This window comes from Propionivibrio soli (assembly GCF_025770765.1).
Lineage (GTDB): Bacteria > Pseudomonadota > Gammaproteobacteria > Burkholderiales > Rhodocyclaceae > Propionivibrio > Propionivibrio soli.
The window spans coordinates 89,459-112,613 of the sequence record NZ_JANZKY010000014.1 but is presented as its reverse complement, the minus strand read 5'-3'; the positions used below and the strand labels follow the sequence as shown (position 1 = coordinate 112,613).

At 60.1% G+C, this 23,155-nt stretch carries 18 protein-coding genes; 14 read left to right on the top strand and 4 right to left on the bottom strand.

Annotated features, from left to right (window positions below; translation table 11 throughout):
* Positions 1–141: 141 nt before the first annotated feature.
* Positions 142–1,002, bottom strand: a complete 861-nt coding sequence (locus NZ453_RS16680; protein ID WP_263771875.1) for a Tim44 domain-containing protein — start codon at positions 1,000–1,002, stop codon at positions 142–144.
* Between the two features lie 276 nt (positions 1,003–1,278).
* Between NZ453_RS16680 and nhaR the strand changes: the two genes are divergently transcribed.
* From nhaR to NZ453_RS16655, 5 genes are all read left to right on the top strand, one after another.
* Positions 1,279–2,274, top strand: a complete 996-nt coding sequence (nhaR, locus tag NZ453_RS16675) for a transcriptional activator NhaR (RefSeq protein WP_263771874.1) — start codon at positions 1,279–1,281, stop codon at positions 2,272–2,274.
* A 57-nt stretch (positions 2,275–2,331) separates the two neighbouring features.
* Positions 2,332–2,823 (top strand): glutathione peroxidase, encoded by a 492-nt coding sequence (locus NZ453_RS16670; protein WP_263771873.1) that lies wholly within the window; start codon positions 2,332–2,334, stop codon positions 2,821–2,823.
* Positions 2,824–3,206: 383 nt separating this feature from the next.
* Entirely contained in the window at positions 3,207–4,514 is a 1,308-nt protein-coding gene (locus NZ453_RS16665; protein WP_263771871.1) for a dicarboxylate/amino acid:cation symporter, read from the top strand.
* A 161-nt stretch (positions 4,515–4,675) separates the two neighbouring features.
* Entirely contained in the window at positions 4,676–6,553 is a 1,878-nt protein-coding gene (locus NZ453_RS16660) for a sensor histidine kinase (RefSeq protein ID WP_263771869.1), read from the top strand.
* The gene (locus NZ453_RS16655; RefSeq protein ID WP_263771868.1) at positions 6,550–7,893 is read left to right on the top strand and encodes a sigma-54-dependent transcriptional regulator; all 1,344 of its coding nucleotides are present in this window, start codon (positions 6,550–6,552) and stop codon (positions 7,891–7,893) included. Before NZ453_RS16660 ends, NZ453_RS16655 begins: the two co-directional genes overlap by 4 nt.
* Positions 7,894–7,924: 31 nt before the next feature.
* Here NZ453_RS16655 and NZ453_RS16650 read toward each other — a convergent pair whose 3' ends face one another.
* Positions 7,925–8,851 carry a LysR substrate-binding domain-containing protein gene (locus NZ453_RS16650; protein ID WP_263771867.1) on the bottom strand — a complete coding sequence of 309 codons (927 nt, stop codon included), beginning with the start codon at positions 8,849–8,851 and terminating at the stop codon, positions 7,925–7,927.
* 98 nt (positions 8,852–8,949) lie between these two features.
* Here NZ453_RS16650 and NZ453_RS16645 point away from each other — a divergent pair, with 98 nt between their 5' ends.
* From NZ453_RS16645 to ettA, 3 genes are all read left to right on the top strand, one after another.
* Complete coding sequence (locus NZ453_RS16645) at positions 8,950–9,729, top strand: ferredoxin--NADP reductase (protein WP_263771865.1); 780 nt, start codon at positions 8,950–8,952, stop codon at positions 9,727–9,729.
* A gap of 83 nt (positions 9,730–9,812) precedes the next feature.
* Positions 9,813–10,358, top strand: a complete 546-nt coding sequence (locus NZ453_RS16640; RefSeq protein WP_263771864.1) for a glycine cleavage system transcriptional repressor — start codon at positions 9,813–9,815, stop codon at positions 10,356–10,358.
* A gap of 37 nt (positions 10,359–10,395) precedes the next feature.
* The gene (ettA, locus tag NZ453_RS16635; RefSeq protein WP_263771863.1) at positions 10,396–12,060 is read left to right on the top strand and encodes an energy-dependent translational throttle protein EttA; all 1,665 of its coding nucleotides are present in this window, start codon (positions 10,396–10,398) and stop codon (positions 12,058–12,060) included.
* Positions 12,061–12,420: 360 nt separating this feature from the next.
* Here ettA and NZ453_RS16630 read toward each other — a convergent pair whose 3' ends face one another.
* Positions 12,421–12,702: a hypothetical protein gene (locus tag NZ453_RS16630; RefSeq protein WP_263771861.1), complete on the bottom strand. Its 282-nt coding sequence runs from the start codon at positions 12,700–12,702 to the stop codon at positions 12,421–12,423.
* Between the two features lie 177 nt (positions 12,703–12,879).
* Between NZ453_RS16630 and NZ453_RS16625 the strand changes: the two genes are divergently transcribed.
* Positions 12,880–14,805 carry a peptidase U32 family protein gene (locus NZ453_RS16625; protein WP_263771860.1) on the top strand — a complete coding sequence of 642 codons (1,926 nt, stop codon included), beginning with the start codon at positions 12,880–12,882 and terminating at the stop codon, positions 14,803–14,805.
* A gap of 48 nt (positions 14,806–14,853) precedes the next feature.
* On the opposite strand, the gene NZ453_RS16620 is transcribed toward NZ453_RS16625, so the two are convergent.
* Positions 14,854–16,584: a potassium channel family protein gene (locus NZ453_RS16620; protein WP_263771859.1), complete on the bottom strand. Its 1,731-nt coding sequence runs from the start codon at positions 16,582–16,584 to the stop codon at positions 14,854–14,856.
* Positions 16,585–16,838: 254 nt separating this feature from the next.
* Here NZ453_RS16620 and NZ453_RS16615 point away from each other — a divergent pair, with 254 nt between their 5' ends.
* From NZ453_RS16615 to NZ453_RS16595, 5 genes are all read left to right on the top strand, one after another.
* Positions 16,839–17,831, top strand: coding sequence for an ABC transporter substrate-binding protein (locus NZ453_RS16615; protein WP_263771858.1), 993 nt, complete (start codon positions 16,839–16,841; stop codon positions 17,829–17,831).
* Positions 17,832–17,847: 16 nt separating this feature from the next.
* Positions 17,848–18,936, top strand: a complete 1,089-nt coding sequence (locus NZ453_RS16610; RefSeq protein WP_263771857.1) for an ABC transporter ATP-binding protein — start codon at positions 17,848–17,850, stop codon at positions 18,934–18,936.
* Positions 18,937–18,941: 5 nt separating this feature from the next.
* Entirely contained in the window at positions 18,942–20,630 is a 1,689-nt protein-coding gene (locus NZ453_RS16605; RefSeq protein ID WP_263771856.1) for an ABC transporter permease, read from the top strand.
* Between the two features lie 10 nt (positions 20,631–20,640).
* A complete protein-coding gene (locus tag NZ453_RS16600; protein WP_263771855.1) occupies positions 20,641–21,699 on the top strand; it encodes an ABC transporter ATP-binding protein in 1,059 nt (352 codons plus the stop codon).
* 112 nt (positions 21,700–21,811) lie between these two features.
* Positions 21,812–23,152 carry an ABC transporter substrate-binding protein gene (locus tag NZ453_RS16595; protein ID WP_263771854.1) on the top strand — a complete coding sequence of 447 codons (1,341 nt, stop codon included), beginning with the start codon at positions 21,812–21,814 and terminating at the stop codon, positions 23,150–23,152.
* Positions 23,153–23,155 lie beyond the last annotated feature (3 nt).

The window sequence follows — 23,155 nt, the reverse complement described above, 5'->3', positions numbered from 1 at the left end:
ATTGTTCGGGTTCTTGTCGTGCTTCCTCAGCGTAGCGTCCCTTGCCCCGGACGGTCATCAAGTGGCCCCGTCAAAATGCGCGAAGCGGGCCTTCAAAGGTCCCGCTCCGAGCATCGACGACGGATTACCGTTCCTTCTATTTCACTGAACTTGCTGAATCCCGGCAACGACCCAGCCGCGGCTGCCGTCCGTGGGCTTGGACAGGTGCCAGACCTCGGCGAACGGCATCGCCGCTCCGCCTTCCGTTTCGCGGATCATGCCGTTGAAGCGCACGCTCGCGATATGGCGCGCTCCCTCCGTAACCACTTCCAGCAACTCGGCCTCCAGAGTTACTACGTCCGTCTTCTGCGCGGTTGCGCCCCGCTCGTCCATCTGCATCTTGATTTCGGCAAAGAGTTCAGGGGATACGAACTCGCAGATATCGTCGAGGTTTTTTGCATCGTTTGCCGTCTGCAACCTCACGAAGTTGAGCTTCGCCACTCTCACAAACCCTTCACTGTCGAAGTCAGCGGGAACTGCCGCTCCCGGCACAGGGCTGGGTCCAGTAGACGCTGGCGGCAGAGGGGCAACGTCTGGCGACGGCGTACGCGCATACGTATCCGATCCGCCTGGGTAGGTGGCATGTCGGGCCGCCGTTGCGCGCCCCCGCGTCAACACCCTGAAGAGCACAATCCCGCCCACCACGAGCAAGGCGATCATCAGAAAGTTGGCCATCGCCGGGCCCATGCCGAAATGCGAAAGCAAGGCACCGAGACCAAGGCCGGCGGCGAGCCCTGCGAGCGGACCCATCCAGTTACGCTTCGGTGCACCAGCGGGAGCCGCACCTTGTTGCGGATTTGCCGGAGCCGGTGCCGCCTGGGCGGGGCTAGCCGGACGCGGCGTAACAGCCTGCCGCTGCATGCCGAACGACTTGCCTCCGCCGAGGCGGGCAGCCTCGGCGTCACCAATGCTCAAACCGAGCGCCAGGACCGAGAGAAAGACAGCCACGAACGTGCTTTTCATCAGCATCTCCATCAACACTGAAACATCCATGCAAGGCCGATGACTATACGGGCACCATCCGGTGGCGCCCGTCGCTTTATCGCCTTGCCCAAAACGGTCAGGCAGAACGTGCCACCTGCCTTCCGTTGCCTTCGCCAAATAGCGAACGCGTACATCGTAGAAGGCGCTAAAACATCCAACAAGTCGAATAAAATGATTTAATACATCGTAAATTTCGACTATTTATCAAAGCCTGCCGGGCTGACCAAACAGTTCCTTCATCTTGTCGGAAAAACCATGCCTGCCCTGAACTTCAAGCATCTGCGTTACTTCTGGATGGTGGCCAAGACGGGCAGCATTGCCCGCGCAGCCGATCAACTCCACCTCACGCCGCAATCAATCAGCGGCCAACTCAGCGAATTCGCCGAATCCTTGGGTACCGAGTTATTCCGGCGCAGCGGCCGTAATCTTGAACTGACGGATGCCGGTCGACGGGTGCTTGGTTACGCCGAACGGATTTTCGCGATCGGCGACCAGTTGCTCGATGTGCTCCATGACAACAAAGCGAACCGGATTTCTCCGTTCCGAGTGGGGATTGCCGATGCCGTTTCTAAATCGGTGGCTTATCGGCTTGTCGAACCGGCGCTGAAACTTGAAGATCCGGTACGCCTGATCTGTCGCGAAGGACGACTCTCTTCGCTGCTCGCCGAGCTTTCCGTGCACCGACTCGACATGATCATCGCCGACAGACCAATGCCGGGGAACCTGAACGTACGCGGCTATAGCCACCTCCTCGGCGAGAGCGGCCTCTCCGTGTTTGGCGCACCCGAACTGGCACGACAATACGGAAACGATTTCCCAGCGGCGCTCGATACAGCCCCCTTCCTACTGCCTGGCGAGGACGCGGCCATTCGCCCCAAGTTGATCCAATGGCTGGAGGGCAAAGGATTGCGGCCGCGCATCGTCGGCGAATTCGATGACAGCGCGCTTACCAAGGCTTTCGGGCAAGCGGGCGCGGGCCTGTTCGTTGCCCCGACGGCTATCGTCGATCACATTTGCGAGCAGTATCAAGTCGCCGAAGTCGGGCGGCTCGACTCGGTCATCGAGCAGGTTTATGCCATTACGACCGAGCGCCGTTTGACGTACCCGGCCATCGTCGCAATTAGCAAGACCGCTCGCGAAGACATCTTCGGTGCCGCAGGGAAAGACGCTCCGGCCGCGGTTCCTGTCTCCCCTGACAAGCGCCGGGCGACAATGCGCAAGAGGCGACCAAAGCAACGTGCTGCAACCTGAAGGGTCAGGAAGACATCAAACACAGTTACCTCTCTTCCATCAAAGGCAGGAGGTGCCATGGAATCTGCGACGTACCGCCTAAAGGACTTCTCGGCCCGCCGTCTGGACGGCCAGCTTCAATCGTTAGCCGACTTTGCCGGCCAAGTGCTATTGATTGTCAACACGGCCAGCCGATGTGGCTTTACGCCCCAGTACGCCGGCCTTGAATCACTCTATCGCGGCTACAAGGACCGGGGATTTGCGATTCTCGGTTTCCCATGCAATCAGTTTCGGCACCAGGAGCCCGGGACCGACGAAGAAATCGGCGCTTTCTGTGCAACGAACTACGAAGTCAGTTTCCCGATGTTCGCGAAGATTGAGGTCAACGGAGCGCAGACTCATCCGCTCTATCGGCATCTGAAAACTTCAGCGCCCGGACTCTTGGGCAGCAAGGCGATCAAGTGGAACTTCACCAAGTTTCTCGTCGACCGCAATGGCGTCGTTTGTCGTCGTTATGCCCCTATGAAGGCACCGCAGACCATTGCCCGGGACATAGAGACGTTACTGTAGCGCCGCAAATACGTTCGGTTTTCCGAACGCGATTGAACCGCGAACTCTCGGATATCCGAACACATCCACGAGCCGTCATGGAAAAAGAAAATGAAAACAGCCGACTAATGATCTGCCGAACTGGCACGTTACCTGCAGTCACAGGCTGTCTTCTTTGGGATCATCCGGCACTTTGCCTGCTGTCTCCCAAGGGTGATGCGGTATAGACCCGGGAGTAATCGCCGGAGAAGGGGCGAAGTCAGCCTTTCCGCGCCGGCACGGCAGCGTTATCCTCCGACCTATGTCTGAGGTGGCCGCCGGGTTATGGAGTCGATGGGGGCCGAAAGAGCCAGCGCGGCTAATTGCTTTATGTTTGCTTATTTGGCGAAGGGAAAGGGAAAGGTATGAAACAGCACACAAAAATATTATTAGGTTTCGTCTTGGGCGTAATTCTTGGCCTAATCGCGTATTACAACCTGCCGCAGGCTGAATTCGCGTTCATGAAGAGGGTGACCGAAGTATTGACCTTCCTCGGCGCGACGTTCCTGCGCATTATTTTCATGGTCGTCGTTCCGCTGATTCTTTCGGCGCTAATGCTCGGCACCATGGAACTTAGCCAAGGCGCCGGCGGCTTCGGTAAGGTAGGTGGACGTTGTCTTATGTTCACGGTCATCTTGAGTGGTATCGCGGCCTGTATCGCTCTCTTGACCACGAACATTCTCAAGCCGGGTGCAGGACTTGTCTTTGACAAGGCGGCGCTGGCTGCGAACCAAGGGGTTCTGAGCATCGCGAAAAATGCCGCGGCGGCGCAAGACAAGCCTTGGTTCCAGTACATCGTGGACCTGCTGCCGCAAAACCCGATCGACTCTGCAGCGCGCGCATTCTCCGGTGAAATCATCGCCATGATGGTCTTCGCGCTGTTCTTCGGCTGGGCGCTCAGCACCGTCATCAAGGATGAAGAGCACCCGCTGCCGAAGGTTCTCGACGCAATCTTCCAAGCGACGATGAAGATCATCGAGGTGGCCATGAAACTGGCTCCTTACGCTATCTTCGGTATTGTCTTCAATACGTCGTATCGGATGGGCGCCGGTTTCCTCGGCAACGTCGCCTACTTCGCTTTCGTCGTTATCCTCGGTCTGCTCCTGCAGTTCTTCGTCGTCTACAGCATCTTCTTGGCGACGATCGGCAAGACGAACCCGCTGCCTTTCTTCAAGCAGTGCCGTGAGGTCTATCTCTATGCCTTCTCGACGGCATCGTCAAACGCCACCCTGCCGATCGCTCTCAAGTGCGCGACCGACGTGCTGAAGATTCCGCCCCGGATTGCCCGGTTCGTGATCACCGTTGGTGCGTCCGCCAACCAGAACGGCTCCGGTCTGTATGAAGGCGTCGTAGTGTTGTTCATGGCCCAGGTTTTCGGTATCGACCTGACCGTAGGACAACAGATTCAAGTTGTTCTGATGTCCATGCTGGCTGGCGTTGGCACAGCGGGTATCCCCGGTGGCTCGCTGCCATTGATCGTCGTTTTGATGATCAACGTTGGTGTCCCGGCCGAAGGCATTGGCCTGATCCTCGGTGTTGACCGCTTCCTCGACATGTGCCGGACGACGCTCAACGTCGCGGGCGACCTCGTGATCGCGAAGCTCGTTACCGAGTCGGTCGACCACGTAACGTTGGCCGCGATGCACGACACGCCGGAATCTGGCCGCGCCTGACACATCGGCATTGCCTCGTAAGTAGCGCGTGTACATACTGCCTCGGGTTCCGACCCGGGGCAGTTTGTCTTTAGCTTCATGAAAATGGCTCGGGCGCGAAGAAAAACGAACGCGTCGTCCCTGCCACGGATTCAGATCTTCAAGATCGACACACTATACGCATGCGTATTCGCCGGCCGCTCCGATTCGCTTTGCTCTCGCTCGGCTTGTTAAGTCTGGTCGCTGCGGCGTCGTTCATTACTTACCGAATCAGTCAGCAAATCGGCATCACCGAACTCCAGGCGATGGGGCGCCACCGCCTCGATCTTTATGCGACAAGCCTGGAACGCGAGATCGACAAGTACGCGTATTTCCCGTCGACCCTCGGCCTTGAGAAAGGCGTCCTCGCTCTTCTGGACGACAAGGGCCATCGCAACGTAACCACCGACGTCAACAACTATCTCGAACAGTTGAACGACCGCGCCGGAACGCTCGCCATCTACGTCATGGACAATCTTGGCAGGGTGATCGCGTCGAGCAACTGGCGCCGTGCCGACAGCTATGTCGGCGAAGATCTTTCCTTCCGCCCCTACTTCCGAGACGCGGTCGAATCGGGGAATGGTCGGTTCTTTGGCATCGGTACGACGCGGAGCGAACCCGGATACTATCTTTCGTCCGCCCTGCGGGACGATCGTCGCACCCTCGGTGTTGCTGTCGTCAAGGTCAGCCTCGATCAATTGGAAAAATCGTGGTCCACGGTCGAAGCTCCCGTTCTCGTTGGCGACGAAAACGGCGTGGTGATCCTGAGCTCCGTTCCCGACTGGAAGTTCACGACGCTTCGCCCCCTGGATGAGCGAACTAGAAAGGCTTTTGACCGCACTTTGCAGTACAACCAGCGTGCGTTGCAGCCGCTGGGCGTGCGCGAAATCGCCACGCTCGACTACGGCGCGCGCATCGTGCGTATGGCCAGAGAAAAGCAGGAAATGGTGTCCGTCTACCCGGTCGCCGGTCAGTTTCTTGCGCAGTCTCAGCCGTTGCCAGGCACACCGTGGACGCTCACGGTTTTTTCACAGCTCGAGCAAGTTAACGATATTTCCGTGATCCGCACCATCGTCGCTGCGGTCACGACCACCTTGATGTGCATTGTCGGCGTCATGATCAATCAGCGTCGGCGCCATCTCGAGGACCGCCTGGCGGCGCGCGAAGCCTTGCAAAAAGCCAACGACGAACTCGAGCGAAAGGTCCAAGAACGTACAGCCGACTTGTCTGCCGCCAACGAGCAGCTGCAGGACGAAGTGGCGGAACGCACGCGCGCCGAACGCACCTTGCGTGCGGCACAGGACGAACTCGTACAGGCGGGGAAGCTAGCCGTCATCGGTCAGCTCTCCGCCGGTATCGCGCACGAACTCAATCAACCGTTGGCCGCCTTGCGGACGCTCTCCGGCAACGCCATCCGTTTTCTGGAACGCCGTGACGAAACGACCGCGCGTCACAATCTGGAGCGCATCGGGCAACTCGTCGACCGCATGGGGGTAATAACAGGACAGCTAAAGGCGTTCGCCCATAAGTCCAGTGGGCGGCCAAGCCCGGTTGACGTTCAACAGGCCGTGTCGCACGCAACGGCGCTTCTCGAGCAGAGATTGCGTACGGAAAACGCAGAGATCGAAGTGGATTTTCCCGAACAGCCACTCTACGCCCTCTGCAATGCGATCCGGTTGGAGCAAGTGATAGTCAACTTAATCGGCAACGCCCTCGACGCGATGGCCGGGCAGACCCAGCCGCGCGTCGAAATAGCCGCGGGAAGATCGAAGACGATGATCCGCCTGAGCGTCCGCGATCATGGTAACGGGCTTACGGCCGACGTCGAATCGCGCCTGTTCGAACCCTTCTTCACGACCAAGGAAGCCGGAGTTGGCTTGGGGCTCGGCCTTGCCATCTCCGCCGGCATAATCAACGACTTCGGTGGTACCCTCGTGGGCGGCAATGATCCTCAAGGCGGTGCCGTTTTCACCCTCGAGATCCCCATTGCGGCCGACTCCAATTCATCTTCCAAGCCATGACAGACGCCTTGAAAGCACTCATCATCGAAGACGATCCCGACGTTCGCCTCGGATGCGAACAGGCGCTGCAGCTTGAAGGTATTGCCACCGAAAGCGTGGCCAGCGCGGAGGAGGCAAAACGCCGGCTGGCCAAGGGCTTCCGAGGTGTCATCGTGAGCGACATCCGGCTGCCACGGATGGACGGTATGGCGTTCTTGCGCGAAACGCTTGCCGTGGATCCCGAACTGCCCGTGGTGCTCATCACCGGGCACGGTGATATCTCGATGGCGGTTCAGGCGATGAAGGATGGCGCCTATGATTTCATTCAAAAGCCGTTCTCGCCTGAGTACCTTGTAGAAGTCGTACGGCGTGCGCTTGAAAAACGTCGCCTCGTTCTCGAAGTCCGGGATTTGCGCCAGCGACTCGAAGGCCGGGACCAGATCGAAGCGCGCCTTATCGGTAACGCGCCAACGATGGTGAGTGTACGTTCATTGATTGCAGGACTCGGGGATAGCGCGGCCGATGTCCTGGTCCAGGGCGAAACGGGCACGGGCAAGGAACTCGTCGCGCGCTGTCTGCACGAAGCCAGCCGGCGGCGAAAAGGCAATTTCGTCGCCATCAATTGTGGCGGTCTCCCCGAAACGCTGTTCGAAAGCGAAATTTTCGGGCATGAAGCGGGGGCCTACACCGGTGCCGGAAAGCGCCGTATCGGGAAGATCGAGCATGCCAACGGCGGCACGCTTTTCCTCGATGAAATCGAGACGATGCCGATCGCAATGCAGATCAAGCTGCTGCGCGTTTTGCAAGAACGCAGCCTCGAACGCCTTGGCTCGAACACCTCCATTCCGATCGACTGCCGCATTGTTGCAGCAACGAAAGAGGACCTGCGTGCCCTCGCCGAGCAGGGGCGGTTCCGCGCCGACCTCTATTACCGGCTCAGCGTCGCGACGATCATGTTGCCGCCGCTGCGCGAGCGTCGCGAGGACATTCCCCTGCTTTTCGAGCACTTCCTTCTCCAAGCAGCGGCCCGCCACGGCCGCCCTGCCCCGGCGAGCGACCCCGCCTGCGTTCATCAACTGGTGGGCTATCACTGGCCGGGCAATGTGCGCGAATTGCGCAATGTGGCGGATCGCCGCGTCCTCGGCATTGAGAACGGAGCGCCGCCGTTTGGCAGCGGCGTGGACGAAAGCCCTCGCCCGCTGGCCGAGAGCGTCGAAGCCTTCGAGCGCGCGTTGATCGTGGACGCCCTGCGCCGGCACAACGGCAATCTCTCACGCAGTGCCGAAGCGCTGAGCATCCCGAAAACCACACTACACGACAAGATCCGCAAACATCGTCTCGCCGAATTTGGCGCTGGTTGAGGCGGCTTCCCATCCTCGATCGTCGCACCAATCAAGGAATGAACGGCAGATCGATCTCGTCGCTGCGCACAACGCCGGCGGTCATGGCTCGGCACAAAGAGACGAACTCGCGCATCCCCGCGGTATGAAACTTGCGCTTGTGCCAGAGGAATTGAAACTGACGCCGAAGGTCAAGCTCCGGCGTCTCGATTGGCACCAGACTGCCGCGGCGAAAGGCCTCGCGTAGAGCAAGGCGCGAGATGCACCCAACGCCAAGACCAAGCTCAACAGCACGTTTTATCGCCTCGGTGTGTTCGAGCTCAAGCCGGATCATAGGAATCCGATCGTGCCTTCGCATCGCCTCCTCCAGCGTTTCCCGGGTTCCCGATCCGGCTTCTCGGACAATCCAGGGTTGCGCCAACAACTCATTGAGCTTGACCACGCGTCGGGCGGCAAGGAGATAGGTCGGCGCGCAGAAGACGACCAGTTCGTCGGCTACCCAAGGTTCGGCGACAAGGTCGGGGTGCCGACAGCGGCCTTCAATGAGACCGAGATCGAGTTCGAACCGGGCGACTTGATCGACAATCGTCGCCGTATTGTGAACCTTTAGCTGCGCCGAGCCTTCCGGATGGCGTTTGAGGTAGTCGGCAACGATCAATGTTGCCAAGTAGTTGCCGATCGTCAGTGTGGCGCCGATGCGCAGCTTGCCAAAGCCGGCGCGTTTCTCAAGCACCGTCTCGATGGCCTGCGCTCGCTCCACCAGCTCGTCCGCCTGCGGGAGCAGCGCTTGCCCCAATTCATTCAGACGCAGCGATTTGCCGACGCGATCGAAAAGTTGCGTTTCGTAGAGCCGCTCCAGTTCTGCAAGAGCTGTGCTCGTTGCCGATTGCGAAAGGGAAAGCGCCCTTGCCGCTTTGGAGACACTCTCGTGCGAAGCGACGGCCGCGAAGACCGCCATTTGTCGAAGGGTGAAACGCATATCTACGCTCCAGATATGAGTTATCCAGACAATCCATTTTACAGATATAACGCCACACCATAGCATCAAGTCTGTTCTTCATTGTCCAAAGTCTTGCCATGAGTACCTTGTCTACCGAACGCGTCCTGTCCGTCCATCATTGGGACGACAATTTGTTCAGCTTCCGTACAACACGCGACCCGTCGCTGCGCTTCATCAACGGCCAGTTCGTAATGCTTGGTCTGGAGCAGCACGGAGGCCGACCGCTGACGCGCGCTTACAGTATCGCCAGCGCGAACCATGACGAGTTCCTGGAGTTCTTCAGTATCAAAGTTCCCAACGGCCCGCTCACTTCAAAGCTCCAGCATCTTTCGGTTGGTGACTCCATCGTCGTTAGTCGCAAGCCGACAGGGACTTTGGTGTTGCGCGACCTGAAACCCGGCAAGCACCTCTACCTGCTGGCCACCGGCACGGGCCTCGCCCCCTTCCTGAGTCTGATTCAAGACCCAGAGAGTTACGAGCGGTTCGAGAAAGTCGTGCTGGTACACGGCGTTCGTCACATTAGCGAACTCGCCTACCGGGACTTCATCACGCGCGAACTGCCGAACCACGAGTTTTTCGCCGATTTCGTGCGCGAGAAGCTCATCTACTTCCCGACCGTGACGCGCGAGCCATTTGAAAATCAGGGGCGCATCACGCACCTGATCGAAAGTGGCGAACTGTTCGCCAAGATCGGCCTGCCGCCGCTGAACCCGCTGGATGACCGCGTCATGATCTGTGGCAGCCCGGCGATGATCAAGGACTGCTGCACCTTGCTCGACGCCAGAGGATTCGAAATCTCGCCGCATATCGGCGCGATGGGTGACTACGTGATCGAACGCGCCTTCGTGGAGAAGTAAGGTCCGACCGGCGGCGTCCTGTCCGGCTGACCGCACCGCCCGCTAGGGTTACAATGGCGCCCCTGCTTGAGAAGGAGGTCACCATGAGCCGTAGCGGAACAACGTCCCTGGTTTTGACGGCGATCGGCGATGATCGCCCCGGCCTCGTCGAACGGCTGGCCACCGCCATCAGTCAGAACGACGGCAATTGGCTGGACGCGTCGATGTCGCATCTGGCTGGCAAGTTTGCCGGCATCGTGTGCGTGAGCGTCGCGGATGAGCGCTTGGATGCGTTAAAGAAGGCGCTGGCCGAAGTCCCCGGTTTGCGCATCACGGCAGAAGTCTCCGAGCTCGCCGTGCCGTCGGAGAAGATCGAGAGCGGCCGACGGCTCAAGCTTTCTTTAGTCGGACACGATCGTATCGGCATCGTACGCGAGGTGTCCCAGGTCCTCGCCCGGCACGCGGTGAATGTCGAGGAACTGAATACGCATACGGCCAGTGCGCCGATGTCTGCCGAGATTCTCTTCCATGCGACGGCGGAATTGACCGCCGCACCGGCACTCGACGCACGCGCGCTGACGCGCGACCTGGAGCAGATTTCGAACGACCTCATGGTCGACATTACGCTCGACGAAACCATCCGCCCCTGAGCGGCCGCATCAACCCTCCCTTTCCAGACGAAGAAAAATGGCCCAGTACGTCATGAGCATGCTCCGCGTGAGCAAGATCGTTCCCCCGAAGCGGCAGATCATCAAGGACATCTCCCTCTCCTTCTTCCCGGGCGCCAAGATCGGCCTGCTGGGTCTCAACGGCTCCGGCAAGTCGACGGTCCTGCGCATCATGGCCAACGAGGACAAGGAATACGACGGCGAAGTGCAACACCTCGCTGGCGTCAAGATCGGCTATTTGCCACAGGAACCGCAACTCGATCCCGAAAAAACGGTCCGTCAGGAAGTCGAAAGCGGCATGGGTGAAGTAATGGAGGCCCAGGCCAAGCTCGAGGCTGTCTATGCCGCGTACGCCGAACCCGATGCCGACTTCGACAAGCTGGCGGAGGAACAGGCCCGTCTTGAGGCGATCATCGCTACCGCCGGCGCCGACACCGAGAACCAGATGGAGATCGCGGCCGACGCCCTGCGGCTGCCGGCATGGGACGCGGTCATCGGCAAACTCTCTGGCGGCGAGAAACGCCGTGTCGCGCTATGCAAGCTGCTGCTCTCGCGTCCCGATATGCTATTGCTCGACGAACCGACCAACCACCTTGACGCCGAATCGGTCGAATGGCTGGAGCAATACCTCGTGCGTTTCCCCGGTACGGTCGTCGCCGTCACGCACGATCGCTACTTCCTCGACAACGCGGCCGAATGGATTCTCGAACTCGATCGCGGCCACGGCATTCCGTGGAAGGGGAACTACTCGTCCTGGCTGGAGCAGAAAGAGGCACGTCTCGAGCAGGAACAGAAACAACTCGACGCGCACATGAAGGCGATGAAGCAGGAACTGGAGTGGGTGCGTTCCAACCCCAAGGCGCGCCAAGCCAAGAGCAAGGCACGCATCGCGCGCTTCGAGGAGATGTCGAGCTACGAGTACCAGGCGCGCAACGAGACGCAGGAAATCTTCATCCCGGTCGCCGAGCGCTTGGGCGACAAGGTCATCGAATTCAAGAACGTTTCCAAGGGCTTCGGCGACCGCATGCTGATCGACAACCTGTCGTTCAACATACCCGCCGGCGCGATCGTGGGCATCATTGGGCCGAACGGCGCCGGTAAGTCGACGCTGTTCCGGATGATCACCGGCGCCGAGCAGCCCGATAGCGGCAATATCGACATTGGCCCAACAGTGAAAATGGCTTACGTCGATCAAAGCCGCGAAAACCTCTCCGATACCAAGACCGTTTTCGACGAACTGTCGGAAGGCCGCGACATTATCCAGATCGGCAAATTCGAAATGCCGAGCCGGGCCTACATCGGGCGATTCAACTTCAAGGGGGGCGACCAGCAAAAGATTGTCGGCAAACTCTCCGGCGGGGAACGCGGGCGCCTGCACCTGGCCAAGACGCTGATGACTGGCGGCAACCTATTGCTGCTCGACGAACCGTCCAACGACCTCGACGTCGAGACCTTGCGCGCGCTCGAAGACGCACTCCTCGAGTTCGCCGGGTGCGCGATGATCATCTCGCACGACCGCTGGTTCCTCGATCGTATCTGCACGCATATCCTGGCTTGCGAGGGCGAATCGCAATGGACTTTCTTCGCAGGCAACTACCATGAGTACGAGGAAGACAAGGTGAAGCGGCTCGGCGAGGAAGGTGCCAAGCCGAAGCGCATCCGCTACAAGCCGATCACGCGCTGACGGTTGGTGTTGGCCGTCGGCATTAGCATTCAGCTATAACGCCGAGCGGCCCGGGAGCCAGCTAGGATTCGGGGTGTCTCACCCCCCGACCGCGCTGCCCCTGCAGTGATGAAGCGCCGAACCATATATCAGCATCAGCCGTGTAGGGAAAAGCAAGAGAAAGAGGGCGGGAATCTCGCCCGCTACGCCTGATACGCGGCGATGGCCTCGTACCCTGCGTACCGTTACCCCAAAAGAAAAAGACCCGCTGAGAAGGAGGCGGGTCTTTTTTGTTCCCCGATCCCCAGCACACGGCTGGAAACCGGCGGACGCTTTGTGGTTGCCGCCGCTTGTCGGTGGCGACAACCCGAAAACCGGGGGTCAGTGTTCCGAGCGGAGACTGGCGGCGAAGGCGGCTTCGACGCTCTCTGGGAAGTCAAACTGACTAAACGCGCGATGGATCTCGGCGTGGTTGGCGCCTTCGTGATCCTTGAAGCGGATGCCGAGCGGACGGCCATTGGAAGCAAGGGTTGAAAAAGCAAAGCGCCAACGTTGAGCTTCGGCTAGGCGCTCGCGAAGTTCCCGTTCGTTGCTGATGGCGACGCCCGCCTGTTTCAGCGAATCCAGGAACTCATCAAACGACTCGTTACTCAGACTGCCCATATTCGACTCCATTCGATTCGGTGGATGCCCACCATGAGCCTAATAACGCCGTCCCTTGAAACCGGTTGACAGCTTTTTACAGTCGGTTCGATAGACCCTTCCTCACACCACGGACGGAAGAAAATGAAGCTTTTCCGTCAATGAGTTACAATCCACGCCCGCCTCCAGTCAACTTCCATGAGCGAACGAAAAACCAGCCTTGAACTCCTTGCTCCAGCCAAGAACGCGGAGTTCGGGATGGAAGCGATCCTTCACGGCGCTGATGCCGTGTATATCGGCGGCCCCTCATTCGGCGCGCGGGCAAACGCCGGGAACAGCGTGGCGGATATCGGGCGCCTGGCGGATTTCGCGCACCGCTTCAACGCCAGGGTGTTGGTGGCCATCAACACGATCCTTAAGGATGAGGAGCTCGAAACGGCCCGCCGCTTGATCTGGCAGTGTTACGAGGCCGGCGCCGACGCCCTGATCGTGCAGGACATGGGCTTACTTGAGCTTGACCTGCCGCCGATTCAACTTCACGCGAGCACGCAATGCGACATCCGGACGCCGCTGAAAGCGCAGTTTCTCGAAAGCGTCGGCTTTTCGCAGATGGTCCTCGCCCGCGAGCTAACCCTCGACCAAATCCGATCTATCGCCGAACAGACGAGCGCAACGCTCGAGTTTTTCGTACATGGTGCGCTGTGCGTCAGCTACAGCGGGCAATGCTATCTGAGCCACGCCACCACGGGGCGCAGTGCGAATCGGGGCGATTGCTCGCAAGCGTGCCGTCTTCCCTACTCGCTTTCCGATGGTGAAGGCCGGGTTCTGGCTGCAGAGAAGCATTTGTTGTCGCTCAAGGACAACGATCAGACGGACAACCTGCGCGCTTTGATCGATGCCGGCATCCGGTCCTTCAAGATCGAAGGACGGCTCAAGGATCTGTCCTACGTGAAGAACGTTACGGCTCACTACCGGCAGCAACTCGACGCCTTGCTCGCTGCTGACGACTCGCTGGCGAGGACATCGGCGGGGCGCAGCCATTTCTTCTTCGAACCGCAACCAGAAAAGACCTTCAACCGCGGTCGTACCGACTACTTCGTTCGCCAGCGCCATGCCGACATCGGCGCCTTCGATACGCCGAAGTTCTCGGGCGAACGCATCGGGACAGTCCTGCGCCTCGGTCGAACCGAGTTCGATGTGGATAGCCGAGTGCCGATCAATAACGGCGATGGCCTGGCGTATTTCAATCCGGAGGGAGAACTCACCGGCCTGCGCGTCAATACTGCGGCACCGATCACTGGCGGGTACCGGTTATCGCCCTCGCTTGTCGACGGCTGCTTGCCTGCGGGAATTGCGGTTGGGGCGGCGATTTTCCGCAATCACGACCAGGAGTTCATACGGCAGCTCGAACGCAAATCGGCCGAGCGCCGTATCGGCGTGCGCCTGACGTTCACCGAAACAGCTAACGGCTTCGCGTTGCACATTGAGGATGAAAACGGCGTGGGCACCTCCGTAAACGAGCCGCTTCAGAAACAGCCGGCGCAAAACGCCGAGCGCGCGGTTGCCGCACTTCGCGATGGTCTTGGCAAGCTGGGCAATACGATCTACGCCGCAAACGCCGTCGAGATCGAAATGAGCACGCCGTGGTTCCTGCCTGCCTCTACCATCAATGCGCTACGTCGTCGGGCGATCGACGCACTCGATGAAGCGCGCCGTACCGCGTACCGGCGGCCGGAAAGGGCTTCAGCCCAAGAATCACCGAGGCCGTATCCTGACGATGCCCTGAGCTACCTTGGGAATGTCTATAACGAGAAGGCACGGACCTTCTATGAGAAGCACGGGGTGAAGATAATCGAACCCGCGTTCGAGTGCGGCCAGGAAAAGGGAGAAGTCTCGCTGATGGTCACCAAGCACTGCGTGCGCTTCAGTCTTTCGCTGTGCCCAAAACAGGTGAAAGGAATCCGACCTGACCCGCTGGTGCTGATCAACGGCAACGAAAAACTGACGCTGCGTTTCGACTGCAAGCCCTGCGAGATGCACGTTGTGGGCCGCTTGAGGAAAGACCGGACGTTAGCACTCCGCAGCGAGCCCGCCTCGGGCGACGAACCGTCAAAGAGTCGCTAACCATTCAAACACTGTGGCCAGCTAGCCGCAGGCCCTCAATCAAGAGCGTCATCGACCCGCCGGCCGCGCAACCTGTGGCGACGCCTGGAATTCGCGTTGAAAACGCTCGAGATTGTCCGCTGTACCGCAGACGAAAAGCGTGTCGTCGCCGGCCACTTCAAAATCCTTCTCGAACTCCACGAGTACATCTCCGTTGCGCTCGACGGCGATGATCTTGGCGCCGGTACGCTCGAGCACCTCATGCCGCCACGGGTGCCAGCCGGTGATCTGCCCGGGGTTCATGCGGCTGAACTTGATGCGGTTTTCGACCGGTACCGCCTGTTCGTCCAGCAGGTGATAAGCCAGTATCTGGCCGGCAACCTGCCCTTGTGAAATCGCAAAGTCGGCGCCTGCACGGTACAGCCGTTCGGTATTGTGGGCGCGATTCACACGCACGATAAGCGGGATTTCGGGCGCGTAGTCGCGCACGACAGCGGTCGCGAAGACTGCCTCGCTGTCTTGCGCCAGAGCGAGGATCACCGCGCTCGCTTCGCGCACTTTTGCTTTTTCCAACGTCGCGAGCTCCAGGACGTTACCGACGATGTGAACACCCGGAGCCGGAAGACGGTCAATCACCGTGCAAGGCTCCTCCGCATCGTTCAGCATCTGCACCACCTTGGCGCCGACCGTCCCGAAACCGGCAACAACGATCGGGCCGGTGCGCCGGATCGGCATCGCCATGCGTTCGATCTTCTCCAAATTTGCCGGAGCGCCGACGACGACGAGGATCGCTCCGGGTTCAAGCATCGTGTCGAATCCTTCAGCCGTGGCGAACCGACCGCCGTGCCATTGCCCGATGACGGAGACTCCATGCTGCTGCCGCAAATGCAGGTCGCCCAGACGCTGGCCGGCAAGAACGCTGCCGGCGCGAATACGGAATTCGGCCATACCGATCTTGGCGCCAAGCAGATGCAGCCCTTCCACCGGCAAGCTGATCCGCGCGCTCGCACGGGACGCCAATGCCCCGCCCAGCACGTGAGCCGGCGTAAACACCTCGGTAGCGCCGATCTGCACCATCGGTGCCCGATAGAGCGGTTCGTCGGCCAGCGCGTACACCGGGCCGGTAAAGCCGTGTTCGCGAACGATGAGCGTGCACGTTGCGTTGGCGTGATCGCCGGCATTCATGATCACGGCGCGTGCCTTTACGGCCCGCTGCAGTACGGCCGGATCGTCGCCCAAGTTGCCGAAGACGACGTTGTAGCCGCGATCGCGCAAGTGGCGCGCCGTCTGCAAGTCTTCCTCGAAGATCACGAACGGGCTCTTGCGTCGCTTGAATTCCTCAAGCAGTGATTCAATCGCCGGACCATAACGATAGAACAGCACTTTGCCTTCCATCGGCGGCAGGATGTGCTGCAACCTGACCTCGAACTGCTCCTCGAAGAACGGCAATACAAAAACGGGGAAGACCAGGAATACGAGGAACTGGCCGAGGAACTGACCGAGAATCACGAACAGCGCGACGACCGGATGCCGCCAATGGCTGTCGTTGCCATACCCCGTCGTCGTCAGCGTTTCCGATGCCCACTGCAGGCTCTCAAGGAACGTTCGGGGGGAGCCCTCCAATTGATCCATCCCCACCATGTAGATCGTGCCGAGGACGAAAACCGCCGCTGGAAGCAGGGCGAGCAGCGCCAGTAGCCGCTTTGTAGAGCGCTTGAGTCGGATCGGCATGCACCCCTCGATCGAATCGTTGTTGTTGATATCGGTGATCACAGCGCAGGCGTGTAGAGACGGACGCATCGGCTGTCGTTCGCGGGTGATTCTATCCGAACCGCATCGCCACCGTGAGACCGCCACGCCTTGCTCGCCCCGCCATCAGCATCCCTGTCCAAAAAATCGGTTATCAAGTCGATCAAAATTGATGATTTGCTGGCCCTCAAACGACTCTCTAGATTCCCTCCTGCAGTGAGCGGCCGCCATTTCCGATGGCCCTCAGCCTATACGGCTGTCCGCACGAATGGCGTCTTACAACCACATAACCAAGGGAAATAGCCATGCGTTCAACGAAACTCGTCTCGCTCTGTTCCGTTGCCGTGTTGCTGGGCGGCTTCTCGCTCGGCGCCAGCGCGGAACAGAAACTCTTTGTCTACACGTCGATGAAGGAATCGATGATCGGCGGCCTGAAGACCGCGTTCCAGAAGAAGCATCCCGACGTCAAGGTCGACTTCCAATCGGCCGGCGCCGGCAAGCTGATGGCCAAAATCGCCGCCGAGCGCGAGTCCGGCAAGATTCTCGCCGACGTACTCTGGACCAGCGAAGTACCCGACTTCTACCAGTTGAAGGATCAGGACGTGCTGATGAAGTACACGCCGACCGAAATGAAGTCGCTGATCAACCCGCTGCCCGATTACGACGGTTCGTTCACCGCCGTCCGCCTGGGTACGCTGGGCATCGCCTACAACACACGCCACATCAAGGAAGCGCCCAAGTCGTGGGACGACCTCAAGAAGCCGGCCTTCAAGGGCGCCTTCGGCATCGCCAACCCCGCCCTCTCGGGCACGGCGTACATGAGCGTCGCCGTCCTCTCCAAGACCTTCGGCTGGGCCTACTTCGAGGCCCTGCGCGCGAACGGCGCCAAGATGGGCAAGGGATCGGGCCAAGTGGTTGACGACACGGCCTCAGGCGACCTCGTCGGCAGCCTCGCCGTCGACTACATCACGCTCGACAAGGTCGACAAGGGCGCGACGCTGGCACTCGTCTTCCCACCCGAAATGCTCGTCATCCCGAGTCCGATCGCGATCTTCAAGAACACGCCGAACGCCGACGCAGCTAAGAAGTTCGTCGACTTCGTGCTCTCCAAGGAAGGCCAGACGATCATCGCCGAAGAAGGCACGCTGCCAGTGCGTTCCGACGTGAAGGCGCCGGATCGCTACAAGCTGCCGACCGCTGACGAAGCCATGAAGCGCGCGATGAAAATCGACTACAAGGCGATCATGGCCGAGAAGGAAGCGACCATCAAGAAGTTCACCGACATCATGCAGAAGTAAGGCTGGAACCCGGATCATGGCCAACATAGAAATCAGAAACGTCAGCAAGGGCTACGGAGGGAGGGCGGTTCTGTCCAACCTCTCGCTCGAGCTGAACGACGGGGAGTGCTTCACCCTGCTCGGCCCTTCGGGCTGCGGCAAGACGGTGCTCACGCGCCTGATCGCCGGCTTCGAGGCGCCCGATGCGGGCACCATCCTGATCGGCGGCAACATCGTTGCCGATGCCGCGACGGGCGACTCGCTGCCCACCGACAAGCGCGGCCTCGGTATGGTCTTCCAGGACTATGCCGTCTGGCCACACATGACGGTCTTCGACAACATCGCCTACCCGCTGAAGATTGCGGGTATTGATGCCGAGGCGTTGAAGCGGCGCACTCTCGAATCGATCGAAATGGTCGGTTTGAAGAACCTCGAGGAGCGCCTGCCCTCGCAGCTCTCTGGCGGTCAGCAGCAGCGTGTGGCGCTCGCCCGAGCCCTTGTCCATGAACCGGGTATCCTCCTTCTCGACGAACCCCTGAACAACCTGGATGCCAATCTCCGCGAGGAGATGCGTTTCGAGATCAAGGCGCTGCAGCAAAAGCTCGGCGTCACGATCCTCTATGTAACGCATGACCAGGAAATTGCCCTTGGCATCGCCGATCGCATCGCGATCATGGATGCCGATGGCAGAATCCGACAGATCGGCACGCCTGAGGAGGTCTACGAGAAATCGGTCGACGATTACGTCTTCCGGTTTCTCGGCATCGCAAATTTGCTGCCGGTACGGCGACGTAACGATGACCTGTTCCTCGGCGACACTGGCGAAGCATGGACCGGAGAAACGCCTGCCACGACCGGCGATCGATTCACCGCTGGCTTCCGTCCGAGCGATGTCATCCTTGCCCGCGAGGGCGAGGGCCTGCCCGGCATCATCCGCCGCGCCAGCTTCCTCGGTGCCCAGATCGATTACCTGATCGACATCGCCGGCACGCTGATCCGCGCCACGCTGCCAAGCCACGAGGGCGTTGCGCGCGATCTGATGTTTGTCGAGAACGACCCCTGCCGCATTCATCTGGCGTCGGTGCAGTGGTTCCCCGGCGACATCGTCGTTACGAACAGGGTATAGCCATCATGCAAAATAAAAGAACTGGATTCGGCACCCCGGAACTGCTGTTTGCCCTCTCGGTGGGGATACTGCTCGTCGTGGTCGCCTTCCCGATGCTGCTCATCTTCTTCAATGCGTTCTGGGTCGATGGCCACTTCAACGTCGCCGACGTGGTCAAGGTATTGCAGCGCAAAGAGACCTATCAGGCGCTGCTCAATTCGCTGTTCCTCTCGGGCGGTGTCACTGTCACCGGGACGATCGTCGGTACCTTCTTCGCCTGGCTGGTGACACGCACCGACCTGCCGTTCAAGAAAACGATGAAGCTCTTGTTTCTCGTTCCTTTCATGCTTCCGGCCTTCATCGGCGCCTTGGCGTGGAAGATGCTGCTCTCGCCGCGCGCCGGGTACATCAACCGCTTCTTCATGGACGTGCTGGGTTTCGACAACCCGATCTTCGACATCTACACCTATGCCGGCATCATTCTTGTCGAAACGATGTATCTGTTCCCGTTCGTGTTCATCCAGGTGAGCGGCGCCCTCGAACGGATGGACCCGACGCTCGAAGAATCGGCGCGCATCTCCGGCGCTGACCTCTTCACCATCACGCGCAAGATCACCATCCCGCTGGTGCTGCCGTCCATCCTCTCCGGCGCGCTGCTGATCATGCTCTACTCGATGGCGCACTTCGGCACAGTGGCCGTGCTCGGTGTCGAGACGGGGATCTACAACATCCCGGTCCTGATCTACGAGAAAATTCACCAGAGCGCGGGTAGCTTCGATTCGATCCGCACCGCCACGGTTTTGGCAACGGTTCTCGTCATTACGGCGGCGCTGATCATGTGGACGCAGAACCGCGTGCTGGCCAAAGGCAAGTATCAGATCATCGCCGGCAAGAGCTTCCGCCCGACGGAACTCAAACTGCGCGGTCTGCGTATTCCGCTGTTCGCTTTCTGCGTCCTCTACATCGCCTTCACGATCATCCTGCCGACCGCCACGATCTTCCTCGTCGGCGGGCTCAAGACATACGGTCTGCCGTTCGACATGGAGAATCTCACGTGGGCCAACTACCACCACATCCTGTTCGAGTGGGATCTGACGCGTGATTCGATCTGGAACAGCATCACGCTCGGCCTCGCCTCGGCGCTGATTACGATGTTCGCCGGCGTCATCGTTTCCTACGTGATCGTGAAGATGAAGGTCAAGGGCAAAGGCATCCTGGAATTTCTTGGCATGTTGCCCTTCTCCGTGCCCGGCTCGGTGATCGCGCTCGGCGTCATCCTGGCGTGGAGCGGCAAGTTCGGCATCAGCATCTACAACACGGTGTGGATCATCCTGGTCGCTTACATCGCCCGCTACATGGCGTTCTCGCTGAAGGCCAACTCCGCGGCGCTGGAGCAGGTACATGACTCGCTCGTCGAGGCCGCTCGCGCTTCAGGAGCAACGATGGCACAGGCACTCAAGGACGTCGTCATTCCCCTGGTGCGCCCCGGCATGGTCGCCGCGTTCTTCCTGATCTTCCTGCCGGCGCTACGCGAACTGACCGTTTCGGTACTTCTCTACGGTCCGACGACACGCACGATCGGCGTCGCGATCTACACGCTGAACGAGGACGGGGAAACGGTCTATTCGGCAGCGCTCGCGGGCATCGCACTCATCATCATCGTCGTCGGCGAAGTCCTGATCAAACGGCTCGTCACCAGCAAGAACGGCGCTTAGGAAAAACAACATGGCTTACATCGAACTGAATCAGGTAACCAAGCGGTTCGGCAGCGTCGTCGCGGTCGACCGGATGAATCTCCAGATCAACCAAGGAGAGTGCGTTGCGATGCTCGGGCCGTCGGGCTGCGGCAAGACGACCACGCTGCGCATGGTGGCAGGATTTGAAGATCTCGACGACGGCGAGATCCGTGTCGGCGAACGCATCATCTCGTCGAAAGCAAAGCGCTACTACCTGCCGCCCGAACAACGGAATTTCGGCATGGTTTTCCAGGCGTTCGCCGTCTGGCCGCACCTCTCGGTCTACGAGAACGTCGCCTTCCCGCTCCGCATCCGCAAACTGCCAAGAGAGGAAATCCACGCGCGCACCGAGGAGGCGCTCAAACACACAAACCTGTACAAGGTGGCGCAGGATAGCCCGGAAGGACTCTCGGGCGGCGGCAAGCAGCGTGTGGCCTTGGCGCGGGCGCTGGCCATCCGGCCGGACGTGATGCTGCTCGACGAGCCGCTGTCCAGTCTCGACCCGCATTTCCGCGAGGAAATGCGTTTCGAGATCAAGGATCTGCAACGCCGCTTCGGCTTCTCGATCCTTTACGTGACGCACGATCAGTCGGAAGCGATGGCGTTGTCGGACCGCATCCTCGTGATGCAGTCGGGGATCGTGCAGCAAGTGGGTACGCCGCTCGAAGTCTACGCGTCGCCGGTGAACCGCTTCGTGTTCGAGTTCATCGGTCTCTCTTGCTTCATCGAGACCAGGCTCGATCAGAACGGCATGCGCATCGGGGACACGCCGTACGCGTGGCCGGAGAACATCGCGCCGCCGGTCGAACTCGTTCTTGCCGGGAAAGGGTTGCTGGCCGCGCGGCCGACCGAAATCGACTTTGTGGCCGACGGCGGCATTCGCGGTACCGTCATGCGCAAGGTGTATCTCGGCGAAACCATCGATTACCGCGTGCTCGTGGACGGCACTGAGGTGCGGGTGCAGAAAACTCGCCGCACGCCCGGCCCGGCAATCGGCGACAATTGTGGACTGCGCTTCAGCCGGCCGCACTGGTATCCGGTCGGGTAGCGCGGAAGGGGAAAACCGCGACCTGTGAAGGTCGCGGTCGGAACGGCCGCCGGCCGAACCGGGGTTAGGGTTAGCAAAGGCAAGACGTTCCGGAAAGAGAGCGGTCGGCCCGATGAATCGCTTGGTCATGCTATTACGCGCGCTGCCTGCCATCGCCGCCATCACCATGGCGGCGATGGCGGCGCCTACGCACGCCGCGAGCGTCGTTCTGGTTGCCTCTTCGTTTCCCAAGGAAATCCTGAGTGCCTACAAACGGGCCTTCGATCGCAGTTCGTCCGAATACCGGGTCGAGTTCGTTAACTTCCCCGGAACCAACATCGTTTCTTATCTTCAGGACCGGCCGCCGGGCTCGCGCCCCGACGTCTTCTGGTCTTCTTCGCCGGATGGCTTTCGCGCATTGCTGCGCCACGGTCTGCTGCAACCCGCCGAGGACGCGCGGAACCCAGACATTCCAACGCACCTGGGACGCATCGAGGTCAACGAGGCCAGCAACCACTATCTCGGTCAAGCGATCTCGGGCTACGGCATCATGTGGAATTCCCGCTATCTCGCTGCTCGCGGCATCCCAGCGCCGCACAGTTGGGAGGACCTCGCGAAGCCCGAGTATCACGGACACATCGTGATGTCGTCGCCCTCACGCTCGTCGACGACGCACCTCATCGTCGAATCGATTCTGCAGGGCTTCGGCTGGGACGAGGGGTGGTCGCTGATTCTCAAGGTCGCCGGTAATTGCGCGACCATCACCGAGCGCAGTTTCGACGTGCCAAACAGTATCGCGCGTGGCCGCTTCGGCCTGGGACCGGTCGTCGATTTCCTTGCCTTCTCGGGTAAGTACTCGGGCTTTCCGGTCGATTTTTCCTATGCGCGGCCAAGCGTCATTACACCGGTGAGCATCGGCCTTATCAACGGCGCGCGCAACGAGACCGGGGGCCGCGCTTTCATGCGGTTTACGTTATCCGAGGAAGGCCAGCGCCTGCTACTGCGCCCCGAAATCAGCCGGCTGCCCGTTCTACCGTCGGTGTATGCCGCCAATGATCGCCCGGCGGAATACCCCCAGCTTGCCGAAGTCACGGCCAGCTATCTGCCGACATACGCGCCCGACGTGTCGGAATCCCGCTACCGGATGGTTGGGGCCATCTTTGATCAACTGGTTACGTTTCGGCATCGCGACCTTGCGGCGATCAGCAAAGACATCCACGACATCGAGCGTACGTTACGCGCCCGCCCGAACCAGAACGCGCGGCGGGCCGTCGTGGCCGCGCGCAATCTTGTTTTCCAGGCCCCGATGGCTGAAGACGACGAACTGCTGACCCGGAAAGCGTTGCGAACGCGCGCCAACAACGCTGCAATTTCAGTACGCGAAGCGGAGTGGGCTCGCCGCACAGACAAGAATATGGCGGAAGCCCGCGCTCTACTCACGGCGGCGAAGAAACTCGCCCAGGGCGAGCAATGAGGA

What these genes read in the sequence shown, in the direction of transcription:
- NZ453_RS16680 (WP_263771875.1), bottom strand. Translation starts at nt 1,002, where the DNA reads ATGAAAAGCACGTTCGTGGCTGTCTTTCTCTCGGTCCTGGCGCTCGGT.
- nhaR (WP_263771874.1), top strand. Translation starts at nt 1,279, where the DNA reads ATGCCTGCCCTGAACTTCAAGCATCTGCGTTACTTCTGGATGGTGGCC.
- NZ453_RS16670 (WP_263771873.1), top strand. Translation starts at nt 2,332, where the DNA reads ATGGAATCTGCGACGTACCGCCTAAAGGACTTCTCGGCCCGCCGTCTG.
- NZ453_RS16665 (WP_263771871.1), top strand. Translation starts at nt 3,207, where the DNA reads ATGAAACAGCACACAAAAATATTATTAGGTTTCGTCTTGGGCGTAATT.
- NZ453_RS16660 (WP_263771869.1), top strand. Translation starts at nt 4,676, where the DNA reads ATGCGTATTCGCCGGCCGCTCCGATTCGCTTTGCTCTCGCTCGGCTTG.
- NZ453_RS16655 (WP_263771868.1), top strand. Translation starts at nt 6,550, where the DNA reads ATGACAGACGCCTTGAAAGCACTCATCATCGAAGACGATCCCGACGTT.
- NZ453_RS16650 (WP_263771867.1), bottom strand. Translation starts at nt 8,851, where the DNA reads ATGCGTTTCACCCTTCGACAAATGGCGGTCTTCGCGGCCGTCGCTTCG.
- NZ453_RS16645 (WP_263771865.1), top strand. Translation starts at nt 8,950, where the DNA reads ATGAGTACCTTGTCTACCGAACGCGTCCTGTCCGTCCATCATTGGGAC.
- NZ453_RS16640 (WP_263771864.1), top strand. Translation starts at nt 9,813, where the DNA reads ATGAGCCGTAGCGGAACAACGTCCCTGGTTTTGACGGCGATCGGCGAT.
- ettA (WP_263771863.1), top strand. Translation starts at nt 10,396, where the DNA reads ATGGCCCAGTACGTCATGAGCATGCTCCGCGTGAGCAAGATCGTTCCC.
- NZ453_RS16630 (WP_263771861.1), bottom strand. Translation starts at nt 12,702, where the DNA reads ATGGGCAGTCTGAGTAACGAGTCGTTTGATGAGTTCCTGGATTCGCTG.
- NZ453_RS16625 (WP_263771860.1), top strand. Translation starts at nt 12,880, where the DNA reads ATGAGCGAACGAAAAACCAGCCTTGAACTCCTTGCTCCAGCCAAGAAC.
- NZ453_RS16620 (WP_263771859.1), bottom strand. Translation starts at nt 16,584, where the DNA reads ATGCGTCCGTCTCTACACGCCTGCGCTGTGATCACCGATATCAACAAC.
- NZ453_RS16615 (WP_263771858.1), top strand. Translation starts at nt 16,839, where the DNA reads ATGCGTTCAACGAAACTCGTCTCGCTCTGTTCCGTTGCCGTGTTGCTG.
- NZ453_RS16610 (WP_263771857.1), top strand. Translation starts at nt 17,848, where the DNA reads ATGGCCAACATAGAAATCAGAAACGTCAGCAAGGGCTACGGAGGGAGG.
- NZ453_RS16605 (WP_263771856.1), top strand. Translation starts at nt 18,942, where the DNA reads ATGCAAAATAAAAGAACTGGATTCGGCACCCCGGAACTGCTGTTTGCC.
- NZ453_RS16600 (WP_263771855.1), top strand. Translation starts at nt 20,641, where the DNA reads ATGGCTTACATCGAACTGAATCAGGTAACCAAGCGGTTCGGCAGCGTC.
- NZ453_RS16595 (WP_263771854.1), top strand. Translation starts at nt 21,812, where the DNA reads ATGAATCGCTTGGTCATGCTATTACGCGCGCTGCCTGCCATCGCCGCC.